Origin of the sequence: Ilumatobacter sp., from assembly GCF_041688325.1 — a bacterium.
Classification (GTDB): Bacteria; Actinomycetota; Acidimicrobiia; order Acidimicrobiales; family Ilumatobacteraceae; genus Ilumatobacter_A.
The window spans coordinates 1-24,426 of record NZ_JBDNIJ010000104.1 but is presented as its reverse complement, the minus strand read 5'-3'; the positions used below and the strand labels follow the sequence as shown (position 1 = coordinate 24,426).

27 protein-coding genes are annotated in these 24,426 nt (G+C 62.4%); 16 read left to right on the top strand and 11 right to left on the bottom strand.

Annotated features, from left to right (window positions below):
- Positions 1 to 116 precede the first annotated feature (116 nt).
- Both ACH2EI_RS07075 and ACH2EI_RS07070 read left to right on the top strand, forming a co-directional pair.
- The gene (locus tag ACH2EI_RS07075) at positions 117 to 1,676 is read left to right on the top strand and encodes a class I adenylate-forming enzyme family protein (RefSeq protein WP_395159539.1); all 1,560 of its coding nucleotides are present in this window, start codon (positions 117 to 119) and stop codon (positions 1,674 to 1,676) included.
- A 67-nt stretch (positions 1,677 to 1,743) separates the two neighbouring features.
- Positions 1,744 to 2,718 carry an NADPH:quinone oxidoreductase family protein gene (locus ACH2EI_RS07070; protein WP_395152736.1) on the top strand — a complete coding sequence of 325 codons (975 nt, stop codon included), beginning with the start codon at positions 1,744 to 1,746 and terminating at the stop codon, positions 2,716 to 2,718.
- A 13-nt stretch (positions 2,719 to 2,731) separates the two neighbouring features.
- Here ACH2EI_RS07070 and ACH2EI_RS07065 read toward each other — a convergent pair whose 3' ends face one another.
- Positions 2,732 to 3,634: a homocysteine S-methyltransferase family protein gene (locus ACH2EI_RS07065; RefSeq protein WP_395152737.1), complete on the bottom strand. Its 903-nt coding sequence runs from the start codon at positions 3,632 to 3,634 to the stop codon at positions 2,732 to 2,734.
- Between the two features lie 295 nt (positions 3,635 to 3,929).
- On the opposite strand from ACH2EI_RS07065, the gene ACH2EI_RS07060 reads away from it, so the two are divergent.
- Positions 3,930 to 4,355 (top strand): hypothetical protein, encoded by a 426-nt coding sequence (locus tag ACH2EI_RS07060; protein ID WP_395152738.1) that lies wholly within the window; start codon positions 3,930 to 3,932, stop codon positions 4,353 to 4,355.
- A 136-nt stretch (positions 4,356 to 4,491) separates the two neighbouring features.
- Entirely contained in the window at positions 4,492 to 4,866 is a 375-nt protein-coding gene (locus ACH2EI_RS07055) for a helix-turn-helix domain-containing protein (RefSeq protein ID WP_395152739.1), read from the top strand.
- On the opposite strand, the gene udp is transcribed toward ACH2EI_RS07055, so the two are convergent.
- From udp to ACH2EI_RS07040, 3 genes are read right to left on the bottom strand one after another with little or no spacing between them, the layout of a single operon-like run.
- Positions 4,867 to 5,625 carry a uridine phosphorylase gene (gene udp, locus ACH2EI_RS07050; protein WP_395152740.1) on the bottom strand — a complete coding sequence of 253 codons (759 nt, stop codon included), beginning with the start codon at positions 5,623 to 5,625 and terminating at the stop codon, positions 4,867 to 4,869.
- A gap of 53 nt (positions 5,626 to 5,678) precedes the next feature.
- The gene (locus ACH2EI_RS07045; protein ID WP_395152745.1) at positions 5,679 to 6,284 is read right to left on the bottom strand and encodes a TlpA family protein disulfide reductase; all 606 of its coding nucleotides are present in this window, start codon (positions 6,282 to 6,284) and stop codon (positions 5,679 to 5,681) included.
- Between the two features lie 15 nt (positions 6,285 to 6,299).
- Entirely contained in the window at positions 6,300 to 6,677 is a 378-nt protein-coding gene (locus tag ACH2EI_RS07040; protein ID WP_395152741.1) for a hypothetical protein, read from the bottom strand.
- A gap of 131 nt (positions 6,678 to 6,808) precedes the next feature.
- On the opposite strand from ACH2EI_RS07040, the gene ACH2EI_RS07035 reads away from it, so the two are divergent.
- Positions 6,809 to 7,990 carry a Bcr/CflA family efflux MFS transporter gene (locus ACH2EI_RS07035; RefSeq protein ID WP_395152742.1) on the top strand — a complete coding sequence of 394 codons (1,182 nt, stop codon included), beginning with the start codon at positions 6,809 to 6,811 and terminating at the stop codon, positions 7,988 to 7,990.
- 80 nt (positions 7,991 to 8,070) lie between these two features.
- On the opposite strand, the gene ACH2EI_RS07030 is transcribed toward ACH2EI_RS07035, so the two are convergent.
- The 7 genes from ACH2EI_RS07030 to ACH2EI_RS07000 form a co-directional block, all read right to left on the bottom strand.
- A complete protein-coding gene (locus ACH2EI_RS07030; protein ID WP_395152743.1) occupies positions 8,071 to 8,526 on the bottom strand; it encodes an SRPBCC family protein in 456 nt (151 codons plus the stop codon).
- Between the two features lie 37 nt (positions 8,527 to 8,563).
- The gene (locus ACH2EI_RS07025; RefSeq protein WP_395152744.1) at positions 8,564 to 10,102 is read right to left on the bottom strand and encodes a trimethylamine methyltransferase family protein; all 1,539 of its coding nucleotides are present in this window, start codon (positions 10,100 to 10,102) and stop codon (positions 8,564 to 8,566) included.
- A 182-nt stretch (positions 10,103 to 10,284) separates the two neighbouring features.
- On the bottom strand, positions 10,285 to 12,279 hold the full coding sequence (locus ACH2EI_RS07020) for an ASKHA domain-containing protein (RefSeq protein WP_395153589.1): 1,995 nt from the start codon (positions 12,277 to 12,279) through the stop codon (positions 10,285 to 10,287).
- 57 nt (positions 12,280 to 12,336) lie between these two features.
- Positions 12,337 to 13,257: a dihydropteroate synthase gene (locus ACH2EI_RS07015; protein ID WP_395153588.1), complete on the bottom strand. Its 921-nt coding sequence runs from the start codon at positions 13,255 to 13,257 to the stop codon at positions 12,337 to 12,339.
- A gap of 88 nt (positions 13,258 to 13,345) precedes the next feature.
- Complete coding sequence (locus ACH2EI_RS07010) at positions 13,346 to 13,792, bottom strand: virulence factor (RefSeq protein WP_395153587.1); 447 nt, start codon at positions 13,790 to 13,792, stop codon at positions 13,346 to 13,348.
- A 12-nt stretch (positions 13,793 to 13,804) separates the two neighbouring features.
- Complete coding sequence (locus tag ACH2EI_RS07005) at positions 13,805 to 14,647, bottom strand: DUF1638 domain-containing protein (RefSeq protein WP_395159537.1); 843 nt, start codon at positions 14,645 to 14,647, stop codon at positions 13,805 to 13,807.
- Between the two features lie 13 nt (positions 14,648 to 14,660).
- Positions 14,661 to 15,401, bottom strand: a complete 741-nt coding sequence (locus ACH2EI_RS07000) for a corrinoid protein (protein WP_395153585.1) — start codon at positions 15,399 to 15,401, stop codon at positions 14,661 to 14,663.
- 220 nt (positions 15,402 to 15,621) lie between these two features.
- On the opposite strand from ACH2EI_RS07000, the gene ACH2EI_RS06995 reads away from it, so the two are divergent.
- From ACH2EI_RS06995 to ACH2EI_RS06945, 11 genes are all read left to right on the top strand, one after another.
- A complete protein-coding gene (locus ACH2EI_RS06995) occupies positions 15,622 to 16,374 on the top strand; it encodes an IclR family transcriptional regulator (protein WP_395153584.1) in 753 nt (250 codons plus the stop codon).
- 51 nt (positions 16,375 to 16,425) lie between these two features.
- Positions 16,426 to 17,070, top strand: a complete 645-nt coding sequence (gene nth / locus ACH2EI_RS06990) for an endonuclease III domain-containing protein (RefSeq protein ID WP_395153583.1) — start codon at positions 16,426 to 16,428, stop codon at positions 17,068 to 17,070.
- Positions 17,071 to 17,362: 292 nt separating this feature from the next.
- Complete coding sequence (locus ACH2EI_RS06985) at positions 17,363 to 17,728, top strand: NADH-quinone oxidoreductase subunit A (protein ID WP_395153582.1); 366 nt, start codon at positions 17,363 to 17,365, stop codon at positions 17,726 to 17,728.
- 51 nt (positions 17,729 to 17,779) lie between these two features.
- Entirely contained in the window at positions 17,780 to 18,424 is a 645-nt protein-coding gene (locus ACH2EI_RS06980; protein WP_395159535.1) for an NADH-quinone oxidoreductase subunit B, read from the top strand.
- Positions 18,417 to 19,145: an NADH-quinone oxidoreductase subunit C gene (locus ACH2EI_RS06975; RefSeq protein ID WP_395153580.1), complete on the top strand. Its 729-nt coding sequence runs from the start codon at positions 18,417 to 18,419 to the stop codon at positions 19,143 to 19,145. The genes ACH2EI_RS06980 and ACH2EI_RS06975 overlap by 8 nt, the downstream gene beginning before the upstream one ends.
- Positions 19,142 to 20,311 carry an NADH-quinone oxidoreductase subunit D gene (locus tag ACH2EI_RS06970; RefSeq protein ID WP_395153579.1) on the top strand — a complete coding sequence of 390 codons (1,170 nt, stop codon included), beginning with the start codon at positions 19,142 to 19,144 and terminating at the stop codon, positions 20,309 to 20,311. Before ACH2EI_RS06975 ends, ACH2EI_RS06970 begins: the two co-directional genes overlap by 4 nt.
- Entirely contained in the window at positions 20,311 to 21,393 is a 1,083-nt protein-coding gene (locus tag ACH2EI_RS06965) for an NADH-quinone oxidoreductase subunit H (protein WP_395153578.1), read from the top strand. The genes ACH2EI_RS06970 and ACH2EI_RS06965 overlap by 1 nt, the downstream gene beginning before the upstream one ends.
- Entirely contained in the window at positions 21,393 to 21,872 is a 480-nt protein-coding gene (locus tag ACH2EI_RS06960; protein ID WP_395153577.1) for a 4Fe-4S binding protein, read from the top strand. The genes ACH2EI_RS06965 and ACH2EI_RS06960 overlap by 1 nt, the downstream gene beginning before the upstream one ends.
- A complete protein-coding gene (locus tag ACH2EI_RS06955) occupies positions 21,872 to 22,408 on the top strand; it encodes an NADH-quinone oxidoreductase subunit J (protein WP_395153576.1) in 537 nt (178 codons plus the stop codon). Before ACH2EI_RS06960 ends, ACH2EI_RS06955 begins: the two co-directional genes overlap by 1 nt.
- A gap of 7 nt (positions 22,409 to 22,415) precedes the next feature.
- Complete coding sequence (gene nuoK / locus ACH2EI_RS06950) at positions 22,416 to 22,715, top strand: NADH-quinone oxidoreductase subunit NuoK (RefSeq protein WP_395153575.1); 300 nt, start codon at positions 22,416 to 22,418, stop codon at positions 22,713 to 22,715.
- A 1-nt stretch (position 22,716) separates the two neighbouring features.
- Positions 22,717 to 24,426 (top strand): NADH-quinone oxidoreductase subunit L (locus ACH2EI_RS06945; RefSeq protein WP_395159533.1); only part of this gene is annotated, 1,710 nt, incomplete at its 3' end.

Below are 24,426 nucleotides of genomic sequence, written 5' to 3'. Positions count from 1 at the left end.
ATGAGCCTGCAACGATCCGCACCGCCGATGCGCACCGCCGAGACCGGCGGCCATCCGCACCGCCCAGACCGGCGGCCAGGTCGTTACTCGATTGGCTGACAGATCAGACTGGGCCGATGGACGTCCGGGGACTCATGGCGCAAGCCGCAAAACTGAACGCACAACGGACCGCGGTGATCCATGGTGATCGCCAGTTGACATTCGCCGAGGCGTGGACCCGCGGCATCAGGCTCGCCAACGCGCTGCTCGCCCTCGGCCTCGTTCCCGGCGACCGAATCGGTGTCCTCGAAGACAACAGCATTGAGGCGCAGGATCTCTTTGCGGGTGCGACCATTGCTGGCCTCGTGCGTGTGCCGCTCTACGCCCGCAACTCAGCTGAGGCACACATCCACATGCTCGATCACACGGGATGTCGTGCGGTCGTCGTCGCCGAGCACTACGCGCACGAGATCGAGGCGATCCGTGCCGACCTGCCCGGCGTCGAACACGTCATCGTCCGCGATTCGGGTTACGAGCAGTGGCTCGCTGGGCACGACGATGTCGACCCGAACGTGCCGATCGACCCGGACGACTGGTACATCATCCGCCACACTGGTGGCACAACAGGCAAGCCGAAGGGCGTTGCTTATACCCATCGGTCGTGGCTCGCTGCCGGGCGCGATTGGTTCTACAACTTCCCGCCGATGATTGCCGGTGAACGGTGCCTCCACGTCGGGCCGATCTCACACGGCTCTGGCTACCTGTACACGCCGACGTGGCTGAGCGGCGGCGCCAACGTGCTGCTCGATCACTTCGACCCTGTGGAGACGATCGAGGTCATGGAGCGCGAGCGAATCGGCTACATGTTCGCCGTGCCCGCAATGCTGAACGCGCTCGCCCGTGACGAAACGGCGCGCAGCCGCGACTGGTCGGCACTCAAAGTCATCCAGATCGGCGGCGCACCGATCGCTGACGAGACCGCGTTGCTCGCCCGCGATGTGTTCGGCATGGTGCTGTACCAAGGCTTCGGGCAGACCGAGGCGCTCCCGGTGTGCATGATGGGCCCGGAAGAGTGGTTCTCAGAAGTCGAGGGCTCGGAGCCGCTCCGCTCGACCGGTCGTGCGTTGCCGTTCGCCTACCTGCAGATTCGCGATCCCGATGACAGCACACGGGAGTTGCCGATCGGCGCCGAAGGGGAGATCGCCGTCAAATGTGATGGCCAGATGCTGGAGTTCTGGGACAACGCCGAGGCCACCGCTGAACGCATCACGCCCGACGGCTTCGTACTGACGGGCGACATCGGGCGGCTTGACGCGAACGGCTACCTCTACGTGCTCGACCGCAAGGACGACATGATCATCTCGGGCGGATTCAACATCTGGCCGGCCGAACTCGAGAACGTCATTGCCGACCACCCGGCCGTCGTCGAAGTGGCGGTGTTCTCGGTGCCAGACGACAAGTGGGGCGAAACGCCGATGGCGGTGTGCTCGGTGGCCGCCGGCATCGCCGTCGATGACGCCAGAATCATCGATGAGATCCGCTCGCTCTGTGTCGATCGACTCGGCTCGTACAAGAAGCCGACGCACATCGAACTGCGTGCCGAACCGTTGCCGAAGAGCCCGGTCGGCAAGATCCAGCGCAAGGTGCTGCGCGAACCGCATTGGGTCGGCCACGACCGCCGGGTCGCCGGCAACTGAGCGGCGCAGGGGTTTTCCTTCCGCTGCGGCTGAATGCTCGGCGGAGCGATCGCGTACTGTCGCCATCATGAAGATTTGGCGACTCAAAGCTCACGGTGACCCGCTCGACCAACTCGAACTGCTCGACGAGGCGGCTCCCGTACCGGGCCCGGGCCAGGTACTGATCAATCAGGAGGCCGTCGGCCTCGCATTCCCCGACGTCCTGTCGTGTCGCGGGATGTACCAGGTGAAGTCGCACCCCGGACATGTCCCGGGTGGCGAGTCGTGTGGCACCGTCGCGGCGCTTGGCGAAGGCGTCACGAACGTCGAAGTCGGTCAGCGCGTCGCGTATCTCGGAGGCGGTGGCCTCGCTGAACAGACCGTGCACCCGGCCGCCGGATTGTTCCCTGTGCCCGAGGGCGTCTCGGCAGCAACGGCCGCAGCGGTACCGATCAACTACTGCACCACGCTCTACGCACTCGAAGATCGGGCCAAGTTGCAGGCAGGCGAGTCCGTGTTGATCACGGGCGCAGCCGGAGGCACCGGTACGGCGGCAATTCAGTTGGCCAAGGCCATGGGTGCCAGGACCATCGCAATCGCCGGTGGCGCGACCAAGGTGCAGGTGCTCAAAGACGTCGGGGCTGACGTGGTGATCGACCACCAGGAAAACCCCGACTGGGTCGATGCCGTTCGCGAGGCGAGCGGCGGCGGTGTTGACGTGGCTTACGACCCGGTTGGTGGCGACACCTTCCAGCAGGTCCGTCGATGCATGGGCTGGGATGGCCGACTCCTGGTGATCGGTTTCGTCGCTGGCATCCCCGAGTTCAAGACGAACCACGCGCTCCTCAAGAGCTACTCCGTGGTCGGAGTCCACTGGGGCGCAGCATTGGCGCGCCAGCCCGAGGCGCTCGAACAGCAGATGACCAAGCTGCTCGCGATGGCCTCAGCAGGCACCATCGACCCGCCGCTCTACCCGCCGTACGCATTCGATCAGGCGGCCCAGGCTCTCCAGGACCTCGCCGACCGCAAGACCTACGGCAAGGTCGTCGCGCTCATCAAGTAGCCCTGGACTGCGGTCAGCCGAATCGTGCTGACAACGCCGCGATGTCTTCGGGGTACATGTCGCAGCAGCCACCGATGATCGTGGCCCCGGCATCGACCCAAGTGGCCACGATCTCGGCATAGCTGGCCGCATCGAGATCAGGTCGCCGGTCGAAGAGCGTGTTGTTTGCGGTGTACCCAGGCTGACGTGCGTCGGGGAACCCGTTGGCATAGCCGCCGATGCGGACGTCGAGTTCGGACGCGGCGACCTTCTCAGCGAGCTCGATGATGGCTGGTGTCATCTGCTCCGGCAGCGCGCAATTGAACAGCACGGCATCGATCACGTCAGCGTGCTCGATGACAACATTGATGATGTCGTCGATGGTGTCGCCTGAGCGGAGCGCGATTTCACCGTCGTAGGCGTCGGGCAGCGAGAACGATGCCCAGATGGGCTGTCCCGACCCGTGCTCGCGGATGGCAGCGACGATCACATCGAGTTCGGCGACCAGGCTGAGTGTCTCGGCGATCCATACGTCGACGAACCGATCGAGATGCTGCACGATGAGTGCGTAGATCTCGGGAGCTCGGTCTGCGTCGAAGAGGTCCGGTTCGTAGGAGCCGAAGAGCGGCGGCATCGAACCGCCGACGAGCACCACGCCGGCAGTGTCGGCAGCTTGGCGTGCGAGGCGTCCAGATAGTTCGATGAGATCGGCGCCCTGGGCAGCGAAACGCTCATCACCGAGGTGGTATGGAACGACGGCGTAGTTGTTGGTGATGATGACTTGCGCGCCTGCATCGATGAACTGCGTGTGCGCGTCGACCACGTGGTCGGGGCTCTCGATGAGCGCCAGCGCCGACCACTCAGGCTGCCGGAACGGTGCGCCGATTCGCCGCAGAAACTTGCCCATCCCGCCGTCGAGAATGGTGATGCCGTTCATCGAGTCGGTTGTGGATGGAGCTGGAGCGGAACTTGTTGTTCTGGGCAGCGGCAGATCTGAGGTGGGGGCGGCAGGCACAACCCCGCAATCTAGTGCTACGAACGGCTGGGGCCATCTGCGGCCGGCTTGCGAGGTCTGCGAAGTATTTCTCGCACACCCCTTGCATTCTGTTGAGTGCATGATAAAGTACGCAGTACGAAAGCGGAGCAGGCAGCCCCCACCGGCCCCGAGAACCCGCCCGCCCCGCCACCACCACCCCCCCAAAAAAAACACTCTCAACTCACTGGAGCATCCAATGCGCAACCAAATCATCACCAAGATCAATGATCAGCTCGAAACGGCTACCGCCAACTACACGAGCACCAACGACAAGGTCCTCGACGCCGTTGTCGACGCCAACCGCAAGGCCGTCGACTTCGCACTGAAGACCGTCGACGCCATCACCAAAGCCGTCGACGTCCCCGCCATGCCGGAGCTGCCGTTCGCCGGCCGCTTCGAGCTGCCGGAGTTCCCGACCGCTGCCGAGGCCGGCAAGCGCTACATCGCCTTTGTCGAGCGTGCCGCTGACATGAACCGTGACCTGAACGGGCGAGTCATCGAGATGCTCAAGATCGAAGAGTCCAAGCCAGCAGCCAAGCCAGCAGCCAAGAAGCCAGCAGCCAAGAAGCCTGCCGCCAAGAAGCCTGCCGCCAAAAAGGCAACGGCTCCCGCCACGAAGTGATCCGCTCAGCGCCCCGCACCACGCCCCATCCCCCATGGGTGACGGTGCGGCAAGTGCTGCGTGACACGACCGACGCCCCGCCGAGTATTCGGTGGGGCGTCGTCATTTTTCACCCCATGCCAGACAGGATCACCACATGAGTTCGAAGTCGAACAACGCAGCTGATGACCAGAAGTGGGGCGCCGGCGCGCTCGGTGATTTCATCCGCAGCCAGCGTCGACTCGCAGAGTTGAGTCAACGTGAACTCGCCAAACTTGCCGACCTTTCTGACGCCTATCTGAGCCAGCTCGAGCGAGGGCTGCACGAACCGTCGGTCCGGGTCGTCAACGGCCTGTCGTCGGCGTTGAACGTGCCGGCCGAGAAGCTGCTGCGCTTCCTTGGCCGTGACCGGCCAGAGGGCGATGTGGTGTCGACCGAGTCCGCAATTCAGACCGATGAGGCGCTGACGGACGTGCAAAAGCAGTCGCTGCTCGACGTCTACCGAGCCTTCACTGCCGCGAACAAACTCTGATCAGCCCGCCAGTTGGCGGGCAGCCGCCACCACGATGGCAACGGCATTCGACTCTGTCGCAGCGATCGTTGCGGCGTCCGGCGTTTCTTGTTGTGTGCGGTTGACCAGCACGCCGGCGACGCATCCGGCACGCCAGCCTGACGATGCGCACATTGTGAACAGAGTCGCCGATTCCATCTCGTAGTTGAGGACGCCCATCGACTGCCATTCGTCGAGGGACCCACGGAATCGTTCGACGACACGGCCAGTTGTGGTGTCGTAGCGTTCTTGGCCTGGGTAGAAGGTGTCGCTCGACGCGGTGATGCCGACGTGGGTGGTGGAGCCGGCGTCGCGAGCAGCGTTGACGAGGGCGGTCGTGCACTCGAAATCCGCAACGGCGGGGAACTCCATCGGTGCAAAGTGCAAGCTGGCCCCGTCCAGTCGCACCGCTCCGGTCGTGACGATCACGTCGCCTGGGTTGACGTTTGGTTGAATCCCGCCAGTGGTGCCGACCCGGAGGAAGGTGGTCACCCCGAGCTGTGCGAGTTCTTCGACCGCGATCGACGTCGATGGTCCGCCAATGCCGGTCGAGCAAACGACGACCGAGTTGCCGTCGAGCTTTCCGAACCACGATGTGAACTCGCGATGGGCAGCGAGTGCCCGCGGCTCGTCGAGGAGTTGGGCGATGCGTTCAACGCGATTGGGGTCGCCTGGCACAATTGCGAGAGTCGCGCCGTTGATGTCGGACACGTTGAGCCCCAAGTGAAACGTCTCAGCCATCAGCTCACCGTATCGACTCTCTTGCTATCGCTGAGACGGAACGGCACAGAGCCTCAGTGGCCGGTGACTCCATGGAACGGTCGGCCGGCTTCGTTGAAGGCTGTGTAGAGCTCCATGAAGGCCTCACCGAACGGGTTGATGCCCCGCAATGGCTGGGCCGCACGTTGGACGGTCCAGTCGTGCGGTGCGAGATCGATCGCCGTGACAAAGTTCCGTTCGGCACCGTCGGCGTCGCCGTCGTTGCGGAGGCGAGTGGCGATTCGGAAGAACAATCGCGCTTGTTCCTCCTCCGAACTCAGGTCGTCGACTGCACCCTTTGCGTCCTCGGGCGACATCCGGAGGGTGCCGTGCTTAGCCCATGCCCGGATGTGGTCCTTCTGGGTCTCGGAGTCGATGCCGGTGAGCTCACGGAACGTGTCGCTCGCGTAGGCACTCCAGTTCGGTTGGACGATGTTGTCGTCTTCGTCGATCATCAGCACCGTCGGCACGTTCGAAATTGCGTACAACTCAGTGACGACATGGTCGGCGTCGATCAGGATGGGATACGTGATGCCGTCAGCGGCGCCACGGATGGTCTCGACGTCTTCGTCGACGGCGACAGCGATCACTTGAAAGTTGTGATCAGCGAGTTCTTCTTGGAGTGCCTGCCAACCTGGCAGATCGAGGAGGCAGCCTCACCACGATGAGAACGCGACGAGCAATCGCTTCTTGGAGCGATTATCGGAAAAGTTCATAGGTAAGCCGTCGAGGTCTGGCAACGTGAAGTCGGGTGCTTTCATGTCGTTCACGGCGGCGCGACGCAGTTCGCGCGGGGCGCCAATGGCCACGAGGCCGGATGTGGCGTCGTGTGCTGCCGGCCGGTCGATGAGTGATGCCACGGCGATGACGTCGATTCGGTCGCCGCTCATCAGCGCAGCGCGATCGTGAACGATCACACAAGTGTCGTCCTTGCAGAGTCCTTCGGGCTTCAGTGTCCAGCCGATTGCATCTTCGAGGGCTGCCGCGTCGATCAACGGCCCACCTTCCAACATCACGATGTCGTTGTTTGCCATCTCTGCACCGTAGCCGTCGCGCCATAATTTCTCCGGTTGCGCCAGCCCGTTCGTCGAACGTAACGGCCGATATGCCCGTCACCGAAGAACACGAGGGTCGCTATGGTGCCTCGGTGGATCATGTGGGGCGGGTGAGAACGGAACGATCGGTTATCGCGTTCCTCGCCTTCATCGGCGTTCTGATGGCCTTCGGGATCGACGCAGCGCTGCCTGCCTTCGACCAACTCTCCGAAGCATTCGACCTCGACCAGCGGGGCATCAGCCCAGCGGTCACAGGCACCGTCTACTTCGCTGGCATGGCGGTCGGGCAGTTGTTGTACGGCATCCTTGCCGACCGGTTCGGCCGCCGACCTGTACTCATTGCGGGTATTGCCGTGTACGCCGTCGGTGCCGTCTGCAGCGCACTATCACCCAACCTGGAAGTGCTCCTGGCAGCTCGGTTCGTGTGGGGCCTCGGTGCATCATCGCCAACCGTGATGCGGATGGCGATCGCTCGCGACCTGTTTGCCGGCGACCAGATGGCACGCGTCGTCAGCACATTCAGCGCCATTTTCCTCCTCGGACCGATCTTCATGCCGTTCGTCGGTGAGGCGATTCTCGTCGTCGGTGACTGGCGACTGGTGTTCTCATCCGGCCTCGTGCTTGCGGGGGTGACGCTCGTTTGGGCCATCAGGTTCGGTGAAACGTTGGCGCCCGAACTGCGGCGTCCGGTCAAACTCGCGCCGATCCGGGAGGCTTTCGTTGCGGTGATGCGCACTCGCGTGACGCTCTGGATCCTCATCGCCCAAGCATTCTTCGGGGGCGCATTTTTTGTGTGGCTCGGCAGCGCGCAGGTCGTGCTCGACAACATCTACGACCGCGACTCGCAGTTCACGTTGTTCTTCGGTGCATCAGGCATCGGCATGGCGTTGGCCTTGCTCTTTAACCGTCGGCTGATCGTCAAGTACGGAGCGGAGAAGATGGTCATCAGAGCAGCCACAGTGTTCGTGGTGGTGAGCGTCGTCGGACTGGCCGGCACGCTGCTTGCGGACGGTGTTCCCACGGTCTGGTTCTGGTTCGGCTGGGCACTGATCGCGAACGCCATGGGCATGATCATGGGTCCAATGAGCGTGTCGCTGGCGCTCGAACCGATGGCCGACAAGGCGGGTACAGCGGCTGCGATTCTCGGCGTTGCACAACTCGGCGTCGGTGCAGCGTTTGCAGCTGTCGTTGATGCCCAGATCGATACCACCGTGACGCCGATGGTGTTCGGAGCGCTCGTCTATGGCTCTCTCGGTCTGGGCTGCCTGGTGATCGCGCTCAAGACCAGATAGCTGCGTTTGGGGTCAGGCCCCTTTCGCAACTGTGACGAACTTGCGACAGAGTTGCGAAAGGGGCCTGACCCCGTGCGTAACTATTCGAAGGCGATGCGCAGGTTGTTCATGGTGGTCTGGCACGCCTGTTCGAGGTTGTCGCGGCGACCTTCAATTTTGCCAGGGTAGATCTCAGGCAGTTCGAGCAGCGGCGCTTCGAACGACTCGGTCACGGTGCAGGTGGCATCGCCGGTCGGCGTGATGTCATAACGCCAAACGGTGGCATGTTCGAACTTCGGGGGCACCGAATAGGCGAAGGCCTTGGCCGGTTCGAATTCGGTGACCACGCAGTCTGCATGCCATTCGTAGTCACGGGCCTTGTTGTGGCCACGGAACGTTGCGCCGACGGCGACCTCGGTCGACCCCTCCAGAAACTCACACCGGACGTTCTCCGGGCTCAGGCCGGGAAGGCGGTCGAGATCGGTCAAGTAGGCGAAGACGTCAGTCGCCGACGCGTTCACGTCGACCGTTGCGGAACCCTCTGTTGCTGCACTCATCGCGACAGTGTGGCCGACGCGACCTGGCGAGCAGAAGTCAGCCGATGCCGTCGGGCATTTCGGACTTGCGCCGGCCGATGAAGTCGAGGAGTTCAGCGTCGATTGCATCGTCGAGCGGCGGAGCTTCGTAGGAGGCCAGCGACGCTTTCCACGCGGTATTGGCGCGGTCAGCAGTGGTGGTCGAACCGTCTTCGAGCCACTGCTCGTAGCTCGAGTTGTCGGCCAGCGTCGACCGATAGAACGCGGTTTCGAAGTTGGCGAACGTGTGGGCTGTTCCGAGAAAGTGATCGCCCGGCGTGTGCACGGTGAGCTGTTCCATGGCTTGGCCGTTCTCGCTCATGTCGAGACCCTTGGCGAGTGTCATCATCATGCCGAGCTGGTCGGCATCCATCATGAATTTCTCGTAGCCGACGGCGAGGCCGCCCTCCATCCAGCCAGCTGCGTGTAGCACGAAGTTGACGCCTGCCATAAGGGTCGGGATGATCGTCGAAGCCGACTCGTATGCAGCCTGAGCGTCAGGCAGCTTGGAGGCGGTCAGTGAGCCGCCCGAGCGGAACGGGACACCGAGGCGGCGTGCGAGTGCAGCAACGGTGTAGAGGACGATCGCCGGTTCGGGCGTGCCGAAGGTCGGTGCGCCAGTGGCCATCGACATCGATGATGCGAACGACCCGAAGATCACGGGGGCGCCCGGGCGCACGAGTTGGCAGAAGGCCATGCCGGCCAGTGCTTCGGCGAGGGTCTGTGCCGCGACGCCGGCCGAGGTGGTCGGTGCCATAGCGCCGGCGAGGATGAACGGCGAGATGACGCATGCCTGGTTGGCGGCGGCGTACGTCTCGGCAGCAGCCAGCATCGTGTCGTCCCAGACGAGCGGAGACGAGGCGTTGATGAGCGACGACATCACGGTGCGATCTTGCAGGTCGCCACCGAATGCGATGCGTGCCATTTCGACCGAGTCGGCCGCACGCTCGCCAGCGGTGACTGAGCCCATGAAGGCCTTGTCGCTGTACTTGAGGTGCGCGTACACCATGTCGAGGTGACGCTTGTTGACCGGCACATCGACGGGTTCACAGACCGTGCCGCCCGAGTGATGCAGGTTTGGCGACATGTACGCGAGCTTCACGATGTTCTGAAAATCGGCGATCGTTGCGTACCGGCGGCCGTTGTCCTGGTCATAAACGAAGGGTGAGCCATAATTCGGCGCGAAGACGGTGTTGTTGCCGCCGATTTCGACGTTGCGTTCCGGGTTGCGAGCGTGCTGCGTGTACTGGCGCGGTGCGTTGTCCTGCACGAGCTTGCGGCACAGTCCGCGTGGAAAACGAACTCGCTCACCGTCGACGTCGGCGCCTGCTGCACGCCACATCTCGAGGGCGGTCGGGTAGTTGCGGAACTCGATGCCGACCGTTTCGAGGATGGTGTCGGCGTTGTGCTCGATGATCTCTAACTGTTCGTCGGTGACCAACTCGTACGGCTTGATTTGACGTTGTAGATACGGGGGAATCGGGGCTGCTGTTGATGCACGGCTCGCGGCACGTCCTGCGCGGCCACCCGACCGATGTCCACGTCGTTCGTCACTCATTGCACACCCCATTCGTTGCACGTCCCCATCTGGGGGTTCCACAATGCGGAACGGTTCCATCATACAGAACGGGTGAAGGGTGTGCGGAACGTGCCCGACCGGGTCAGTCCCTGGCGAGCAGCGACCCCCCCAGCGTCAGGTCAGCGCCAGATCAGCGGGTTGATCTGGCGTACTGCTCGGCTTCAGGTCGGTCGGCGCCGGCGGCCGGTGCGTTGTCTGTCGCCAGCGCCCTCGGGCTTCGCCTGGGCAACCGGAAGTGTGGTCTCGGTGGCGAGGTTTGGAGTCGGCTCGGTCGTGTGCGGGAACCCCATGGCGTTGACGAACAGATCCTGGAACCGTGGTTCGGTCGCGGTCTCGATCTTGTGCACTCGTCGCACCGTCTCTTCGATTTCGGCGCGCTGGCTGGCTGACACCAAGGCTCGAACAGCGCCGGCTCCAGCAGCGTTGCCAACGGATGCGACCTTCGCGACCGGTACGTCAGGAACGAGGCCGATCACCTTGGCATAGAGCGGATCGATATGGGCCCCGAACGCTCCGGCGAGCCGAACCGATCCAATTTTGTTCGGGTCGGTCTTGCCGGCGTGTTCGCACAGCAGGTCGATGCCGGCGCGCAGCGCGGCTTTCGCGAGTTGAATCGCGCGCACGTCGTCTTGTGTGACATTGATGTTCGCTGCCGGTTCGTCGGCATCGCCGAACAGCCGGTACGAGAACGTGCGACCGTGGGCAAACACGCGCGACGTCTTGCTCGGTCCGTCGGAACGCACAGTGCCGTCGACGTCGATGAGCCCCGAGAGATACAGCTCGCCCATCACTTCAATGATCCCGGATCCACAGATGCCGGAGATGTCGAGCGATCGGGTCTCGGCATCGAAGCCGGGGTCATCTGACCAGAGGTCGGAGCCGATCACCTTGACTCTCGGTTCGAGCGTGTCGCGGTCAATGCGGACGCGCTCGATGGCGCCTGCCGTGGCACGCATGCCGGCAGAGATCTGGGCGCCTTCGAAGGCGGGGCCGGTGGGGGACGAGGCAGCGAGTACATGGGCCGAGTTGCCGAACACGATCTCGGCATTGGTGCCGACGTCGACCAGGAGTTGGAGGGCGTCGCTGCGGTGCGGCCCTTCGGCGAGGATCGCCCCAGCGGTGTCGGCGCCGACATGGCCGGCGATGCACGGGAGGAAGTAGACCTCGCAGAACCGAGCGTCGATGTCGAGGGCGGCCGCCGAAGTGACGACGGCGCTGTCGGTTGCAAGCAGGAACGGGGCTTGGCCGAGGGGCGTCGGGTCGATGCCGAGGATGATGTGGTGCATGATCGGGTTGCCGACGATCGTCATGTCCAGCACCACGTCGCGGTCGATCCCGGCTTCCGCGACAAGCGTGCCCACCATTTCGTCGAGTGCAGTCCGCACTGACCGAGTGAGCTCGATTTCGCCGCCCGGGTTCATCATCACGTACGACACGCGCGACATGAGGTCGTCGCCGAACCGGATCTGTGGGTTCATCACGCCGTTGGTCGCGCGGATCTCGCCGGTCGACAGGTCGACGAGGTGCCCCGCAATAGTGGTCGAGCCGACGTCGACGGCGATGCCGAATGCCTGGTCGACGTAGCCCGGGTAGACGGCGCAGACCTCGTGACCATGCCGGACGGCGACCGTGATCGTGTTGTTGCCCCGCTTTGCTGCCGGTGCGATCAGGGGGAGGACGTGCGTTGCAAGGCGCGACATCGTCACGCCGTAGGTCATGGACAGTCGCTCGGCGATCTGTTCGGTCAGTCCGCGCAGATCAGAGCCGAGTTCGGCCTTCTCCAACTCGATGTAGTGCAAACGGACGAGCGGATCGATCTCGATGTTGCCCACGTCGACGGACTTCCGCACGACCTGCTTGTGGACTTGGCTGGCCGCGGGGATCTCGACCTTGAGGTTTCCGCAGACCTGTGCCGCGCAACCGAGGCGTTGCCCATCGAGGATCGGCCGGCGGCCCGTATATTCCTCTTCAGTCGAGGCCCAGCCGGTGAGCGCGGCGGTGTTCGTGGGCACGATCTGGCAACGGCCACAAAGCCCGCGTCCGCCACATGTCGAATCGAGGTCGGCGCCAGCAAGACGTGCAGCGTCGAGCACGGTGATGCCTTTGCTGACCGTCACTGACAACCCTGAAGGTGCAAACTCGACCTTGTACGTCATCGCGAGAAGTGTCCCTTTCTGACCCGAGGGGAACCAGACAGGCGCTCGGCCATGGGTTCAGCCTGCCACGCGGGCGCTGCGGCCACCGCGACGCTTCGGGCCGCCACCGGCTGCATCGCCGGCGGCCTGGCCACCACCCTCGCGGTACGTGGCAATCCATGCGCCACAGTCTTGGTCGTGCCCAGCGAGCACGTCAGCGGCTTTGACAGCCCTCTTCACTTCGTCGTGCAATGGGCTCATGATCGCCGAGGTCATGCCGTTGGAAATCGCCATAGCGAGGAACGTGCCCGTGATCGCGTTGCGCTCGGGAAGCCCGAAGCTCACGTTCGACGCGCCGCACGTGGTGTTTACCTTGAGCTCGGTTTGGAGGCGGCGGAGCAGCTTGAACACTTGCTGACCGGCCTGGCCCAGGGCGCCGATCGGCATCACCAGCGGGTCGACGATGACGTCTGACGCCGGGATCCCGTAGTCGGCGGCCCGGTTGACGATCTTGCGGGCGACTTCGAAACGAACGTCGGGGTCTTCGGAGATGCCGGTCTCATCGTTGGAGATCGCCACGACTGCAGCGCCGTACTTCTTGACCAGTGGCAACACTCGCTCCATCTGCTCGTCTTCACCGGTGACCGAGTTGATGAGCGGCTTGCCCTTGTAGACAGCGCAGCCCGCCTCGAGCGCTTCGACAATTGACGAGTCGATCGACAACGGCACGTCAGTGATGGACTGCACCAACTGGATGGCCTTGGCGAGCAACGCCGGCTCGTCCGCGAGCGGGATGCCGGCGTTGATGTCGAGCATTTGGGCGCCCGCTGCGACCTGAGCGAGGGCATCGGCGGCCACTCGATCGAAGTTGCCTTCCTTCATCTCGGCGGCAAGCAGCTTGCGGCCGGTCGGGTTGATGCGTTCACCGATCATGACGAACGGACGATTGAAGCCGATAACGACTTCCTTCGTTGCGGAGCTGATGATGGTCTCGGTCATACGTGTTGTCGATTCTGTTCGTTGCTGGTGCATTAGGTTCGTGTCACACCGAGGTCAGACCTGGGTGTGACAGAGATGTGACAGTGAGTCAGTCGGAGTTGATTGGGACGTCGAGGCCCCCGTTGGCGACGATGGCTTCGAGGCGATCTCGTGAGTATTGGCCTTCGATGTCGGCACAGAGTTGGTCGAGTTGGGCGTTGACATCGCCTTCGGCCAGCGGTGTCGATTCGGTCCGCCATTCCGCGACGTAGTCGTCGGTCTTGGTCAGGTCAGCAACAGCTGCGGCACGATCGATGGCATGCTGAAACCGAGCGTGCAGCAGCAGTTTGCTGGACTCGTCGCCACCGCGCGCAGTGAGCTGCGCAGGAATGTCGCGCCAGTAGATCGTGTTGACTGATGGTGTGCCAGATCGCCGGCGGCTCGACCGTCGGGCGGTTTGACGCTCGCGCATTTCACCCTGGTCCAGGTGGTCTCCGGTTGCGGCGTTTTCGGTTGCCGCGATTTCAGATTCCGTGTTTTCGGATTCAGGGGTCATGCCGGGTTCTCCTCATGTCAGCGTCACCTTCGTTGTGAACTCGACAACGGCGGTTGCAAGTTCGCCGTAGCCCGTCGGTTCGATGTGGAGTTCGAGGCCAAGTCGGTCGGCGCACTCGTGTGCGGCAGCCAACGCCTTGGGATCGTTGCTCTGTTCGAGGTACACGCACCGGGTGTAGTTGCCGAAGTACATGTCGCGCAGTTCCGGGTGCTTGGCAATTCCCAGGCCCTCCCAGACCAACCGCTCCCAGTTTCGAGCGAGGAAATCGGTGAGGTAGAAGCTGCCGAGAGCATGATCCTGCAGTTCTTCGAAACGATCGTGAGTGGCAAAGAACTGGTAGCAGTGCGCGCCGGCCAGCATCTCGACGCCCTCTTCGGCACACACTTTTTCCAGCAGACCGCCGGTGCCACAATCGGCGTACCCGATAAGGATCTCGTCGAACTGGCCCGAGGCCTGTTCCGTCCCATCCTCGAGCAGGTGCGTGTCGAACAGTTCGTTGTTGCTGTTGCTGTTGCTGTCCTGTTCCCGATTGTCCGGGTTGTTGTTGTTGTTGTTGTTGTTGTTGTTGCTGTTGCTGTTTTTGCTGTTGTTGTTGTTGTTGCTGTTGAGCCACGTTGTGTCAGGCACAGTGTGGCCGTTTTCTTTCGGGTGGTCATCAGTTGCCGCTGGCCACACTGTGCCTGACACAACGTGACCGCGTGCGCGACGAATGCGGGCACGGACGAGTTCGGGGATTTCTTTCGGACGGTTGTGGAGCGACGCCGGAAGACACTCGACGGTCACGTTGGTCAAGCCATTGAGCTCGGTGATGGCCAGCAACTCCCGGGCCAACGCCCCGCAGGCGATGACCAGCACACGGGGTTGCACGCTAGGCGCGGACCGATGGGCCAGCGGGCTCGGGGTTGCCCCGCCGTGCGGTCACGAGTGCTTTTGCCTGCTCGGATGCCACCGCTGCGTCGCGGCAGTAGGCGTCGGCGCCGATTGCATCGCCGAACTCCTCGTTCAGCGGTGCGCCGCCAACGAGGATGATCTGGTCATGGCGGCGACCCTTCTCAATGAGTGTGTCGATGACGACCTTCATGTACGGCATCGTGGTGGTGAGGAGCGCTGACATGCCCAAAATGTCGGGCTTGTGCTCGTCGAGTGCAGCGATGAACTGGTCGACGTCGGTGTTGATCCCGAGGTCGATCACTTCGAAGCCTGCACCCTCGAGCATCATCGCCACGAGGTTCTTACCGATGTCGTGGATGTCGCCCTTGACGGTGCCGATGACGACCTTGCCGACTGATTCGGCACCGGTCTCGGCCAGTAGTGGCCGCAGAATCGCCATGCCGGCCTTCATTGCGTTGGCGGCGAGGAGCACCTCAGGGACGAAGAGGATGCCATCACGGAAGTCAATGCCGACGATGCGCATGCCTTCGACAAGCGCATCATTCAACACGCGATCAGGTGCCCACCCACGGTCAAGCAGGATCAACGTTCCCTCGTGGATCTCTTCCTTCATGCCGTCATAGAGATCGTCATGCATCTGCAGCGTGAGGTCTTCATCACTCAACAGTGCTAGGTCGATCGCTTCGTCATCGCTCGTGGCGTCGATGTCATCGCTCATTTGTCAATCTCCAGAGAGTGGGCGGAACGGGAGGCCCCGTTGCCGTTGTTCCGCAATGCGGAACTGTACCGCATCGTGAAACAGTACGCCAGACCCCTCTGGGAGAGGCGTGCGCGGGATGATACTGTCGACCGTGCCACCGCGCACTGACGGCGGCCGAATGTGGTGAGAGTGTTTGTGAAGTCCATCGAGGTGCTACACCTGTTCTCGGAGGAATGACATGGCAGGCGTGCAATCAATCGAGCGGGCATTCTCAGTGCTGCGTGAGCTGTCGTTGGGCCCAGCAGGGGTCACCGACATTGCTGACCGGGTCGACCTTCCCAAGTCGACGGTGTCGCGGCTGCTGTCGGCTCTCGAAGCCGAGGGTGCGGTGCAACAGCGGTCAAAGAGCACCGAATACGAGCTCGGTGCAGGCCTGGCAGCGCTCGCCGACGCCGCGAACAACGACGCGAACATGGCGGCCGTCGTCCGGCCGTTCCTCCTCGAACTCGCCGAAGCGACCGGCGAGGCAACCGGGTTCGTTGTGCGCTCCGGCCGAAATGTGTACTGGGCTGACAACGTCGAGCAATCCGAGGAGGCAGTGCAGGTAAAGGATCGCACCGGTTTCTATGCCCCCATGCACTCGGTGCCCGCAGGCGTCGCGCTGCTTGCTCACCTTCCCGCCAACGAAATCGAGAGCTATCTCGCTCAACCGCTCGAGCGCGTGAACGACCGAACCCCTTCCGATGTCGATGAGCTACGCCGTCGCATCGCGTCGATCGCGGCTGACGGGGTGCTCTGGTCGTTCGACGATCTTGGTGAGGGAATCACTGCGATCGACGTGCCGTTCCGCGGCGCATCTGGGCAATACGAAGGCGCGCTGTTCGTGAACGCGCCGAGCTACCGATTTCCTGCCGAAGGTGACAAAGAGCGCATCCAGCAGTTGATTGTCGACGCCGCAAAGCGGCTCTCTGGCCGCTTCAAGGTGCACTGAACGTCACACCAGGACGACTTGCGAACGCCGCGGCCCACTAGGTTCCGGACGATGAAGCGTCAGGACAAGGCAGACCGAATCGGCGAGATGCTCGACGATCTTTATCCGAACCCTCCGGTGCCGCTCGACCACCGAAACCCGTACACCATGCTCGTCGCGGTTGCGCTCTCCGCGCAGACCACGGACAAGAAGGTCAACGAGATTACCCCGGCACTGTTCGACGTGGCCGACACGCCAGAAAAAATGGCGCGTCTCTCGCCCGATGAGATCCTCGAGTTCATCAAGCAGGTCGGTCTCGCGCCGACCAAGTCGCGAAACCTGTCGACCATGGCGCACCAGATCCTGGACGCCGGCGGCGAACTGATCCCCGAATGGGATTTCCTTGAAGGGCTTGCCGGCGTCGGCCACAAGACGGCCGGCGTCGTCATGGCGGGTGCATTCGGTTTCCCGGCGTTCCCGGTCGACACACACATCCACCGCCTGGCCGACCGGTGGGGGTTGAGCGACGGAAAGAATGTCGAGAAGACCGAGCGCGACCTGAAGGCCGTCTTCGCCGAAGAAACCTGGGATCGCCGTCATCTCCAGATCATCTACTTTGGCCGCGAGCACTGTCCGGCGAAACGCCACGACCTCACGAGCTGCCCGATCTGTTCCTGGGCTGCAACCAAGAAGCGCATCGCCCTCGAGTCGCGGTAGGGCTCGAATCGCACGTTCCCCGCCAGCCGCACTTGCCTGCTGACAGTTTCGGCCGGAGTCGGCAAGAGCCGCCTCGCCTGGGAGCGAGCAGCGGGCGACTCAACTTCGAATGGCCGAGCGCTCATGAAAACCGGTGCTGGCTCCTGCGGTTTCGGCCTGGTCTGGAGGGGCGCAGGCACGACTTCGCGGCCCAATGGTGATGGCTGAACAAGAAGACAACGTGACGAATGGCGGGAATACCTGACGCTGAGGTTGGGAAGGGATTCACAAGCCCTGATATCTTCGGGCCCGCATGTCGCTCTTTCTTCGCGATTACCTCAACGTTGTTTGGTTCGGAACCGCAGCGCTCGCCGTTGGCGGGCTGTTGCTCGGCCTTGCCGCGGCCATTCGCCCGTCCAAGCCCAACTACGACAAGGGCATCGCCTACGAATCAGGCGTCGATCCGGTCGGTATGGGCTGGTCCCAGAGCCAGATTCGCTACTACGTGTTCGCACTACTCTTCGTCATCTTCGATGTTGAAGCCGTGTTCCTGTTCCCGTGGGCTGCTTCCAGCGAGCGATACGGCACGTTCGGGCTCATCGCCATGCTGGCGTTCATCGTGCTCCTGCTCGATGGGCTCGTCTATGCCTGGAAGCGAGGACTCCTTCGATGGGTTTGATCCTCACGAACTGCCACACTCGCCCGAACACGCAGAGAAAGACGATTTGACATGGGTCTCGTTGACAAGGGCCGTCTGCCGGCACCACTCACCAAGCTCTTCAACCTGAGCCGCTCGTACTCCCTCTGGGTGTACCAGTGGGGGCTTGCCTGCTGCGCCATCGAAATGGGTGCAGCCTTCGGCTCACCGCGTTACGACGTCATGCGGCTCGGCGTCATCCCGCTGCCCGCATCGCCCCGTCAAGCCGACTTTGTCTGTGTGTCCGGCACGGTGACCGACAAAATGGCCCCCGCTGTGAAGCGCCTCTGGGAACAGATGCCGGAGCCGAAGTACGCCATCTCGATGGGTTCCTGTGCCAACTGCGGCGGCCCGTACTGGGACAGCTACTCCGTCACCAAGGGTGTCGATCAGATCATCCCAATCGACGTGTACGTCCCCGGCTGCCCGCCGCGTCCCGAAGCGCTGCTCGAAGGTATCGTGCTCCTGCAGCAGCGAATCAAGAATGAAGACATGGCTGCTAAGTGGCGCGGCGACGAGTTCACCACGCTCCAGCGCACCCGGGCGATGGCAGCTGGCCAAGTCGACCGTGACGGCGAGCTGATCAGCAGTAGGCACCGCAATTCCGACGACCCCATGCCCGAGGTTGCGTCCGTGCACCCGGAACCAATCGTGGTGGGCGGTGGCCCAATTGAGTGACGACCCCCAGACCCCAGAAGGCGACACGGCCCCCGCCGCCTTGCCGGGCGACGGCCTCCGCGAAGGCATCGTCGACACGCTGCGCAACGACATCGGCGACGCGTTGATCGATACGCTGCTCAAGCCGAACGACGACCTCTGGGTTCGCGTGAGAGCCGAAAGCTGGCTCGCCACGGGCCGGGCACTCAAGGCCGCTGGGTTCACGTACTTTTGCTTCTTGTCGGCAATCGACTGGATGCCGTCGCCGTACGGCAACGGTCAGAACGACCCTGACGACGAGCCGAAAAAGATCGACATGACGATCAAGCAGGGCTACACCGGCGGCGAGACCCGCATGCAGGTGTTTGCTCGCTTGACCGACATCGATCGCCACGTAGGTGTGACTATTAAGGCCGACGTCGCTGACGACAACCTGATCGTCGATTCCTGGAGCCACCTCTTTGCTGGGGCCAACTGGCACGAGCGCGAATGTCACGAGATGTTCGGCATCGGTTTCAACAACCACCCCGACCTCCGCAATATGTACTTGCCGGGCGATTTCGAGGGCCATCCGCTCAAGAAGGATTTCCCGCTCCTGGCCCGCATGGTGAAGCCATGGCCAGGCATCGTCGATGTCGAGCCAATGCCTGATTTTGAAGAAGCAGCCGACGCTCCAGCAGCAGAAACGCCCGCCGCCGACGAGGCCCCCGCCGTGACCACCGAAGACGGAGTTGATTCATGACGTTGACCGATCGCCAGCAGCTCAGTTACATCGCAAGCCAGGCTGCCGATGCTCGTCTGAACGTCGAGCTCGAGACCGAGGGCATGACCCTCAACATCGGTCCGCAGCATCCGGCCACGCACGGCACGCTGCGCATTATTGCCCGCCTCGACGGCGAGCAGGTTGTCTGGGCCGAGCCGGTTGCTGGGTACATGCACCGTGGCTACGAGAAGCTCACTGAAGTTCGCACGTACCCCCAGATCACGTCGCTCGTCAACCGCATTGACTGGCTGGGCAGCTTTGCCAACGAGGTGCCGTTCATTCTCGCTGCCGAGAAGCTGATGGAGATCGAGGCACCGCCCCGCGCCCAAGTCATCCGCACGATCCTGTTCGAGCTGTCGCGTATCGCGAACGTCTCGTTGTTTCTCGGCGACCTCGGTGTGCAAATGGGCGCCATCACCCCGGTGTTCCTGGCGTTCCGTGACCGTGAGTACATCTTGAACCTGATCGAGGGCGCCACCGGCGGTCGTTTCCACCCGAACTTCGACCGCATCGGCGGTCTCAAGGACGATCTGCCCAAGGGCTGGATCCAAGAGACCAAAGGCGCTGTCAAGAAGCTCGAAGAGTTCTGCGACACGATCGACGACCTGCTGTTCGGCAACGAGATCTTCCAAAGCCGCATGCGCGGCATCGGTGTGATCCCGGCCGACATCGCGAAGGACTACGGCCTGTCCGGTGCCAACGCTCGTGCGTCCGGCATCGACTGGGACCTCCGCCGCGACCAAGACCTGCCGCTCAGCTACCACCTCGCTGACTGGAAGGTCTGGACGCATCCCGACGGCGACTCGTGGGCACGCTGCTGGATTCGCCTCCAAGAGACGCGCGAGTCCTGCAAGATCGTCGGCCAGCTGCTCGATCAGATCCCGGCCGGCCCGGTCATGACCAAGGTGCCGCGCATTATCAAGGTGCCCGAAGGCGAAGCCTGGGTTGCCACCGAAAATCCGCTTGGCGAAATGGGCTACTACATCGTCTCGAAGGGCGACCTCGGGCCGTTCCGCGTCAAGATCCGTTCGGCGAGCTTCAACAACATCTCGATCGTGCCGTGGGCGCTCAAGGGCGTGTACGTCCCTGACATCATCACGATCCTCGCCTCGCTCTATTTCATTCTCGGAGACATCGATCGCTGATGTTCGCCCAACTCGCTGCTGAATTCCCGGACTGGTATCCGGAATGGAATATCCCCTACTGGCTCATGTCGATTTTGCGCGTCGTCGGTGGCCTTGTCGCCGTACTGCTGCCTGCCGGCGGCATCGTGTACATCTTCCTCTTCAAGATGATGTCGTTCATGCAAAGTCGGCTCGGGCCAATGGAAGCTGGGCCGTACGGGTCGATGCAGCTACTCGCCGAAGTGGGCAAGTGGATGCAGAAGGAAGACCTCGCGCCCGACAACGCCGACGTGCGCATCTACAAGATGGCGCCGCTCATCGTCCTGCTGTCGACCTTCCTGTTGGTTGTCGTTGTACCGTTCGGCCCGCAGGCGTACTTCACGAACTTCGAGACTGGCGTGTTCTACGCACTCGCCGTTGCCTCGGTCAGCGTGCTCGGCATCCTGATCGCTGGTTGGTCGTCGGCCAACAAGTATTCGCTGCTCGGTGGCCTCCGTGCCGGCGGTCAGCTCATTGCCTACGAACTTCCCATGGTGCTCGCCACCCTCGGTGTGGTCATTCAGGCCGGCTCGATGAACCTCAACCGGATTGTCGAAGTGCAGAACACCGGCGAGATCTTCGGCGTCGGCTGGATCGGCAACCCGTTTGTCATCACGCAGTTCATCGGCTTCTTGATCTTCATGATCGCCGTGCAGGCCGAGCTGACGCAGAGTCCGTTCGACATGCCGATTGCTGAGTCCGAACTCGTGTCTGGTTACATGACCGAGTACTCGGGCTTCCGCTTCCTGATCTTCTTCATCGCCGAGTTCGCCACTGCCGGTGTGTTTGGTTTTATTGCCTCAGTGCTCTTCCTGGGCGGCTGGGGCGTCCCATTCACGTGGTTCGGCTGGGAAGGCATCTCTGATGTCGCCTGGTGGATGAACTTCGTCGGCCCCCTGATTATGTTCACCAAGATGTTCGCCCTCGTTGGCGTCATCATGTGGGTGCGTTTCAGCTATCCCCGTTTCCGTGAGGACCAACTCCAGACGTTTGCCTGGAAAGTTCTTATCCCGCTCGCACTGGCCAACACCGCTGTGACCGCAATCCTGAAGGTTGTCTTCTGATGCCCAAGGTTCCTGGACTACTCAAGGGGCTCGGCGTCACCGCCGGGATCCTCGGCAAGACACTCAAGAACGGTGCCGACACCGTTCAGTACCCGCACGAAAAGGAGGCTCCGCCCGTTCGTGCGCGTGGCGTCATTGCGTTGCACGAAGACAACTGCACCGCGTGCATGTTGTGTTCGCGGAGCTGCCCCGACTGGTGCATCTATATCGAAGGCCACAAGCAGCTTGCTCCGCCGCGTCGCGCCGGTGGCCAGCCGCGCCAGGTCAACCACATCGACCGGTTTGACATCGACTACGCACTGTGCATGTATTGCGGCATTTGCGTTGACGTGTGCCCGTTCGATGCCCTTTTCTGGAGCCCCGAGTACGAGTACTCCGAGCCGAAGATTGCCGACCTCCTCCATGACAAGGCCAAGCTCGGCGAGTGGATGGAAACCGTGCCCGAGGCACCCGAGCTCGAAGTCGGAGCCGGTAAGTAATGCTCGAGTCCCTGCTCGCCCAGGCCGACATGAATGGTTCGGTCAACGTCGCGATGAACATCGCCTTTGGCATCATCGCCACGGTCATGATCTTCGCCGCGTTCAGCGTCGTCACCACGAAGAACGTCGTGCACGCCGCGCTGTACCTCGTGGTGGTGCTCGCCGGCGTCGCAGCGCAGTACATCTTGGCTGGCGCCGAGTTTGTCGCCGTGTCCCAGGTCATGGTCTACATCGGGGCCGTGATGGTCCTGTTCCTGTTCGGCATCATGCTGACCCGCGCCCAGATCGGCAAGGAAGAAGGCCTCAATAACAAGGGCTGGCAGCTGGGCATCCCTGTCGCACTCTTGCTTTTCGGCCTCATGGCCTACGTCATCGTCGACACGTACGAAGACACCGTCATCGGCGAACGGACGCCGTTCTTGACCGAGGGCATTTCCGATCATGTGCTGTCGCCATTCTTGGTGCCATTCCTCGCCATCTCGTTCGTCCTGCTCGCGGCTGCCATCGGCGCCATCGTTCTGGCCCGGAAAGACTGAGGGCCGCATGCTTGCTGTCAACTTCCTCCTGCTCGCCGCCGTGCTGTTCTGTATCGGTGTGTTCGGCGTCATCGCCCGCCGCAACGCCGTGATGGTGCTGATGTCGATTGAGCTGATCCTCAACGCTGTCAGCTTGAACCTCGTGGCGTTCGCTCTGATGAACAACAATCAGGAGGGGCAAGTGTTTGCCCTCTACATCATCGCGATTGCCGCAGCCGAAGTCGGCGTTGGCCTCGCCATGGTGTTGATGATCTACCGCAACCGCAAGTCGATCGCCCTCGACGAACTTTCCGAAATGAAGGGCTGACGTGCTCGCCGCAGAAGAAACATACAAGGCACTCGAACTCAGCTCCGGCTGGTTCATGGAGAACGCTTGGCTCATCGCCCTGATCCCGGCGGTTGCGTTCGCGCTGATCATCGCATTTGGCAAAAAGATGCCGTTCAAGGGCGCCGAGTTCGGCCTCGTGTCGATCGGTGCATCACTCGTCATCGCCACCGGCGCTGGCATCCAGTGGATGCAGCGAACCGACTCTGCTGACCACGGCGGTGAAGCAGCGCAGGGAGCGTTTAACGGCATCCGCGGCGCCCTGCGTGCAGCCGAAGGTGCCGAAGTCAAACCCTTCATCGACCCCGTTGTCAGCCAATGGGTGTGGTGGCAAAACTCGGGCCTCGAATTCGGCATCGGCTCGCACATCGACGGCCTGTCGATCCTGCTGCTTTGGCTTGTTGCATTCATCTCGTTCCTGGTGCAGATCTTCAGCCTCGACTACGTCCGTGGCGATCGTCGCTACACGCACTTCTTTGCAGCATTGACGCTGTTCTCGAGCGGCATGCTCGTCATGGTCATGGCGTCGAACATGGTCCAGCTCATCTTGGGCTGGGAGATCATGGGCCTCTGCTCGTTCATGCTGATCGGGCACTGGTGGGAAGACGCCTACAACAGCCACTCGGCACTCAAGGCGTTCTTTACCGTGCGCGTGGGCGACGTCGGCCTCCTCATCGGTACGGCGATCCTGTTCTTCGGTTCCAACCAGTGGGCAATCGACAACCTCGGCACGAACGGCTTTGACATTCGAGCCATCCAGGCGTGGGCGCTCTCAGGCGACGGGTCCAGTTGGACGCTGTTGATGGCGTCGGTCACTCTTTTCATCGCCGCAATTGGCAAGTCCGGTCAATTCCCATTTCATACGTGGCTGCCTGACGCCATGGCCGGCCCGACCCCGGTTTCGTCGCTGCTCCACTCGTCAACCATGGTCGTCGCTGGCGTCTTCCTCGTTGCCCGCATCTACCCGGTCTTCTGGGAAGGCTTCAATATCGGCAATGGCGGGTTGAGCTTCATTGCCATCATCGGCGGCATCACGATTGTCATCGCGGCACTGCTCGCCTTCGTACAGGACGACATCAAGAAGGTGTTGGCCTACTCAACGGTCAGTCAGCTCGGTTACATGATGCTCGGCCTCGGCACGGGCGCCTGGCTGCCGGCCGTCTTCCACGTGTTCACGCACGCATTCTTCAAGTGCTGCCTGTTCCTGGCAGCCGGCTCGATCAGCCACTCCGGCTCGCACCACTCCTTCGATATGAAGAAGGACATGGGTGGCTTGCGCAAGTTCATGCCGATCACATTCGGTGCATGGTGTGTCTCCACGCTCGCCCTCACCGGTGTCATCCCGTTCGCCGGGTTCTGGTCGAAAGACGAGATCATCGACAACGTCGGCGACGCTGGCTACACGTTCCTGTTCTGGGTTGGCCTGTTCGGTGCAGCGCTCACAGCGATGTACATGACCCGTGCGACCTACCTCACCTTCTTTGGTGACCCACGGGGCGCAGCTGCTGGCATCCACCACGACGCCGAACACGGATACGCCACCGAGCACCGCGAAACGCTTGTCACCGCCGCCACGATCGACCGCGAACTCGTCACTGCTGGTGCGGCGCCGAAGTCGCTCGGCGCAGCCGCAGCACACGGCGACGATCACGGTGATCACGGTGATCACGGTGATCACGGTGATCACGGTGAT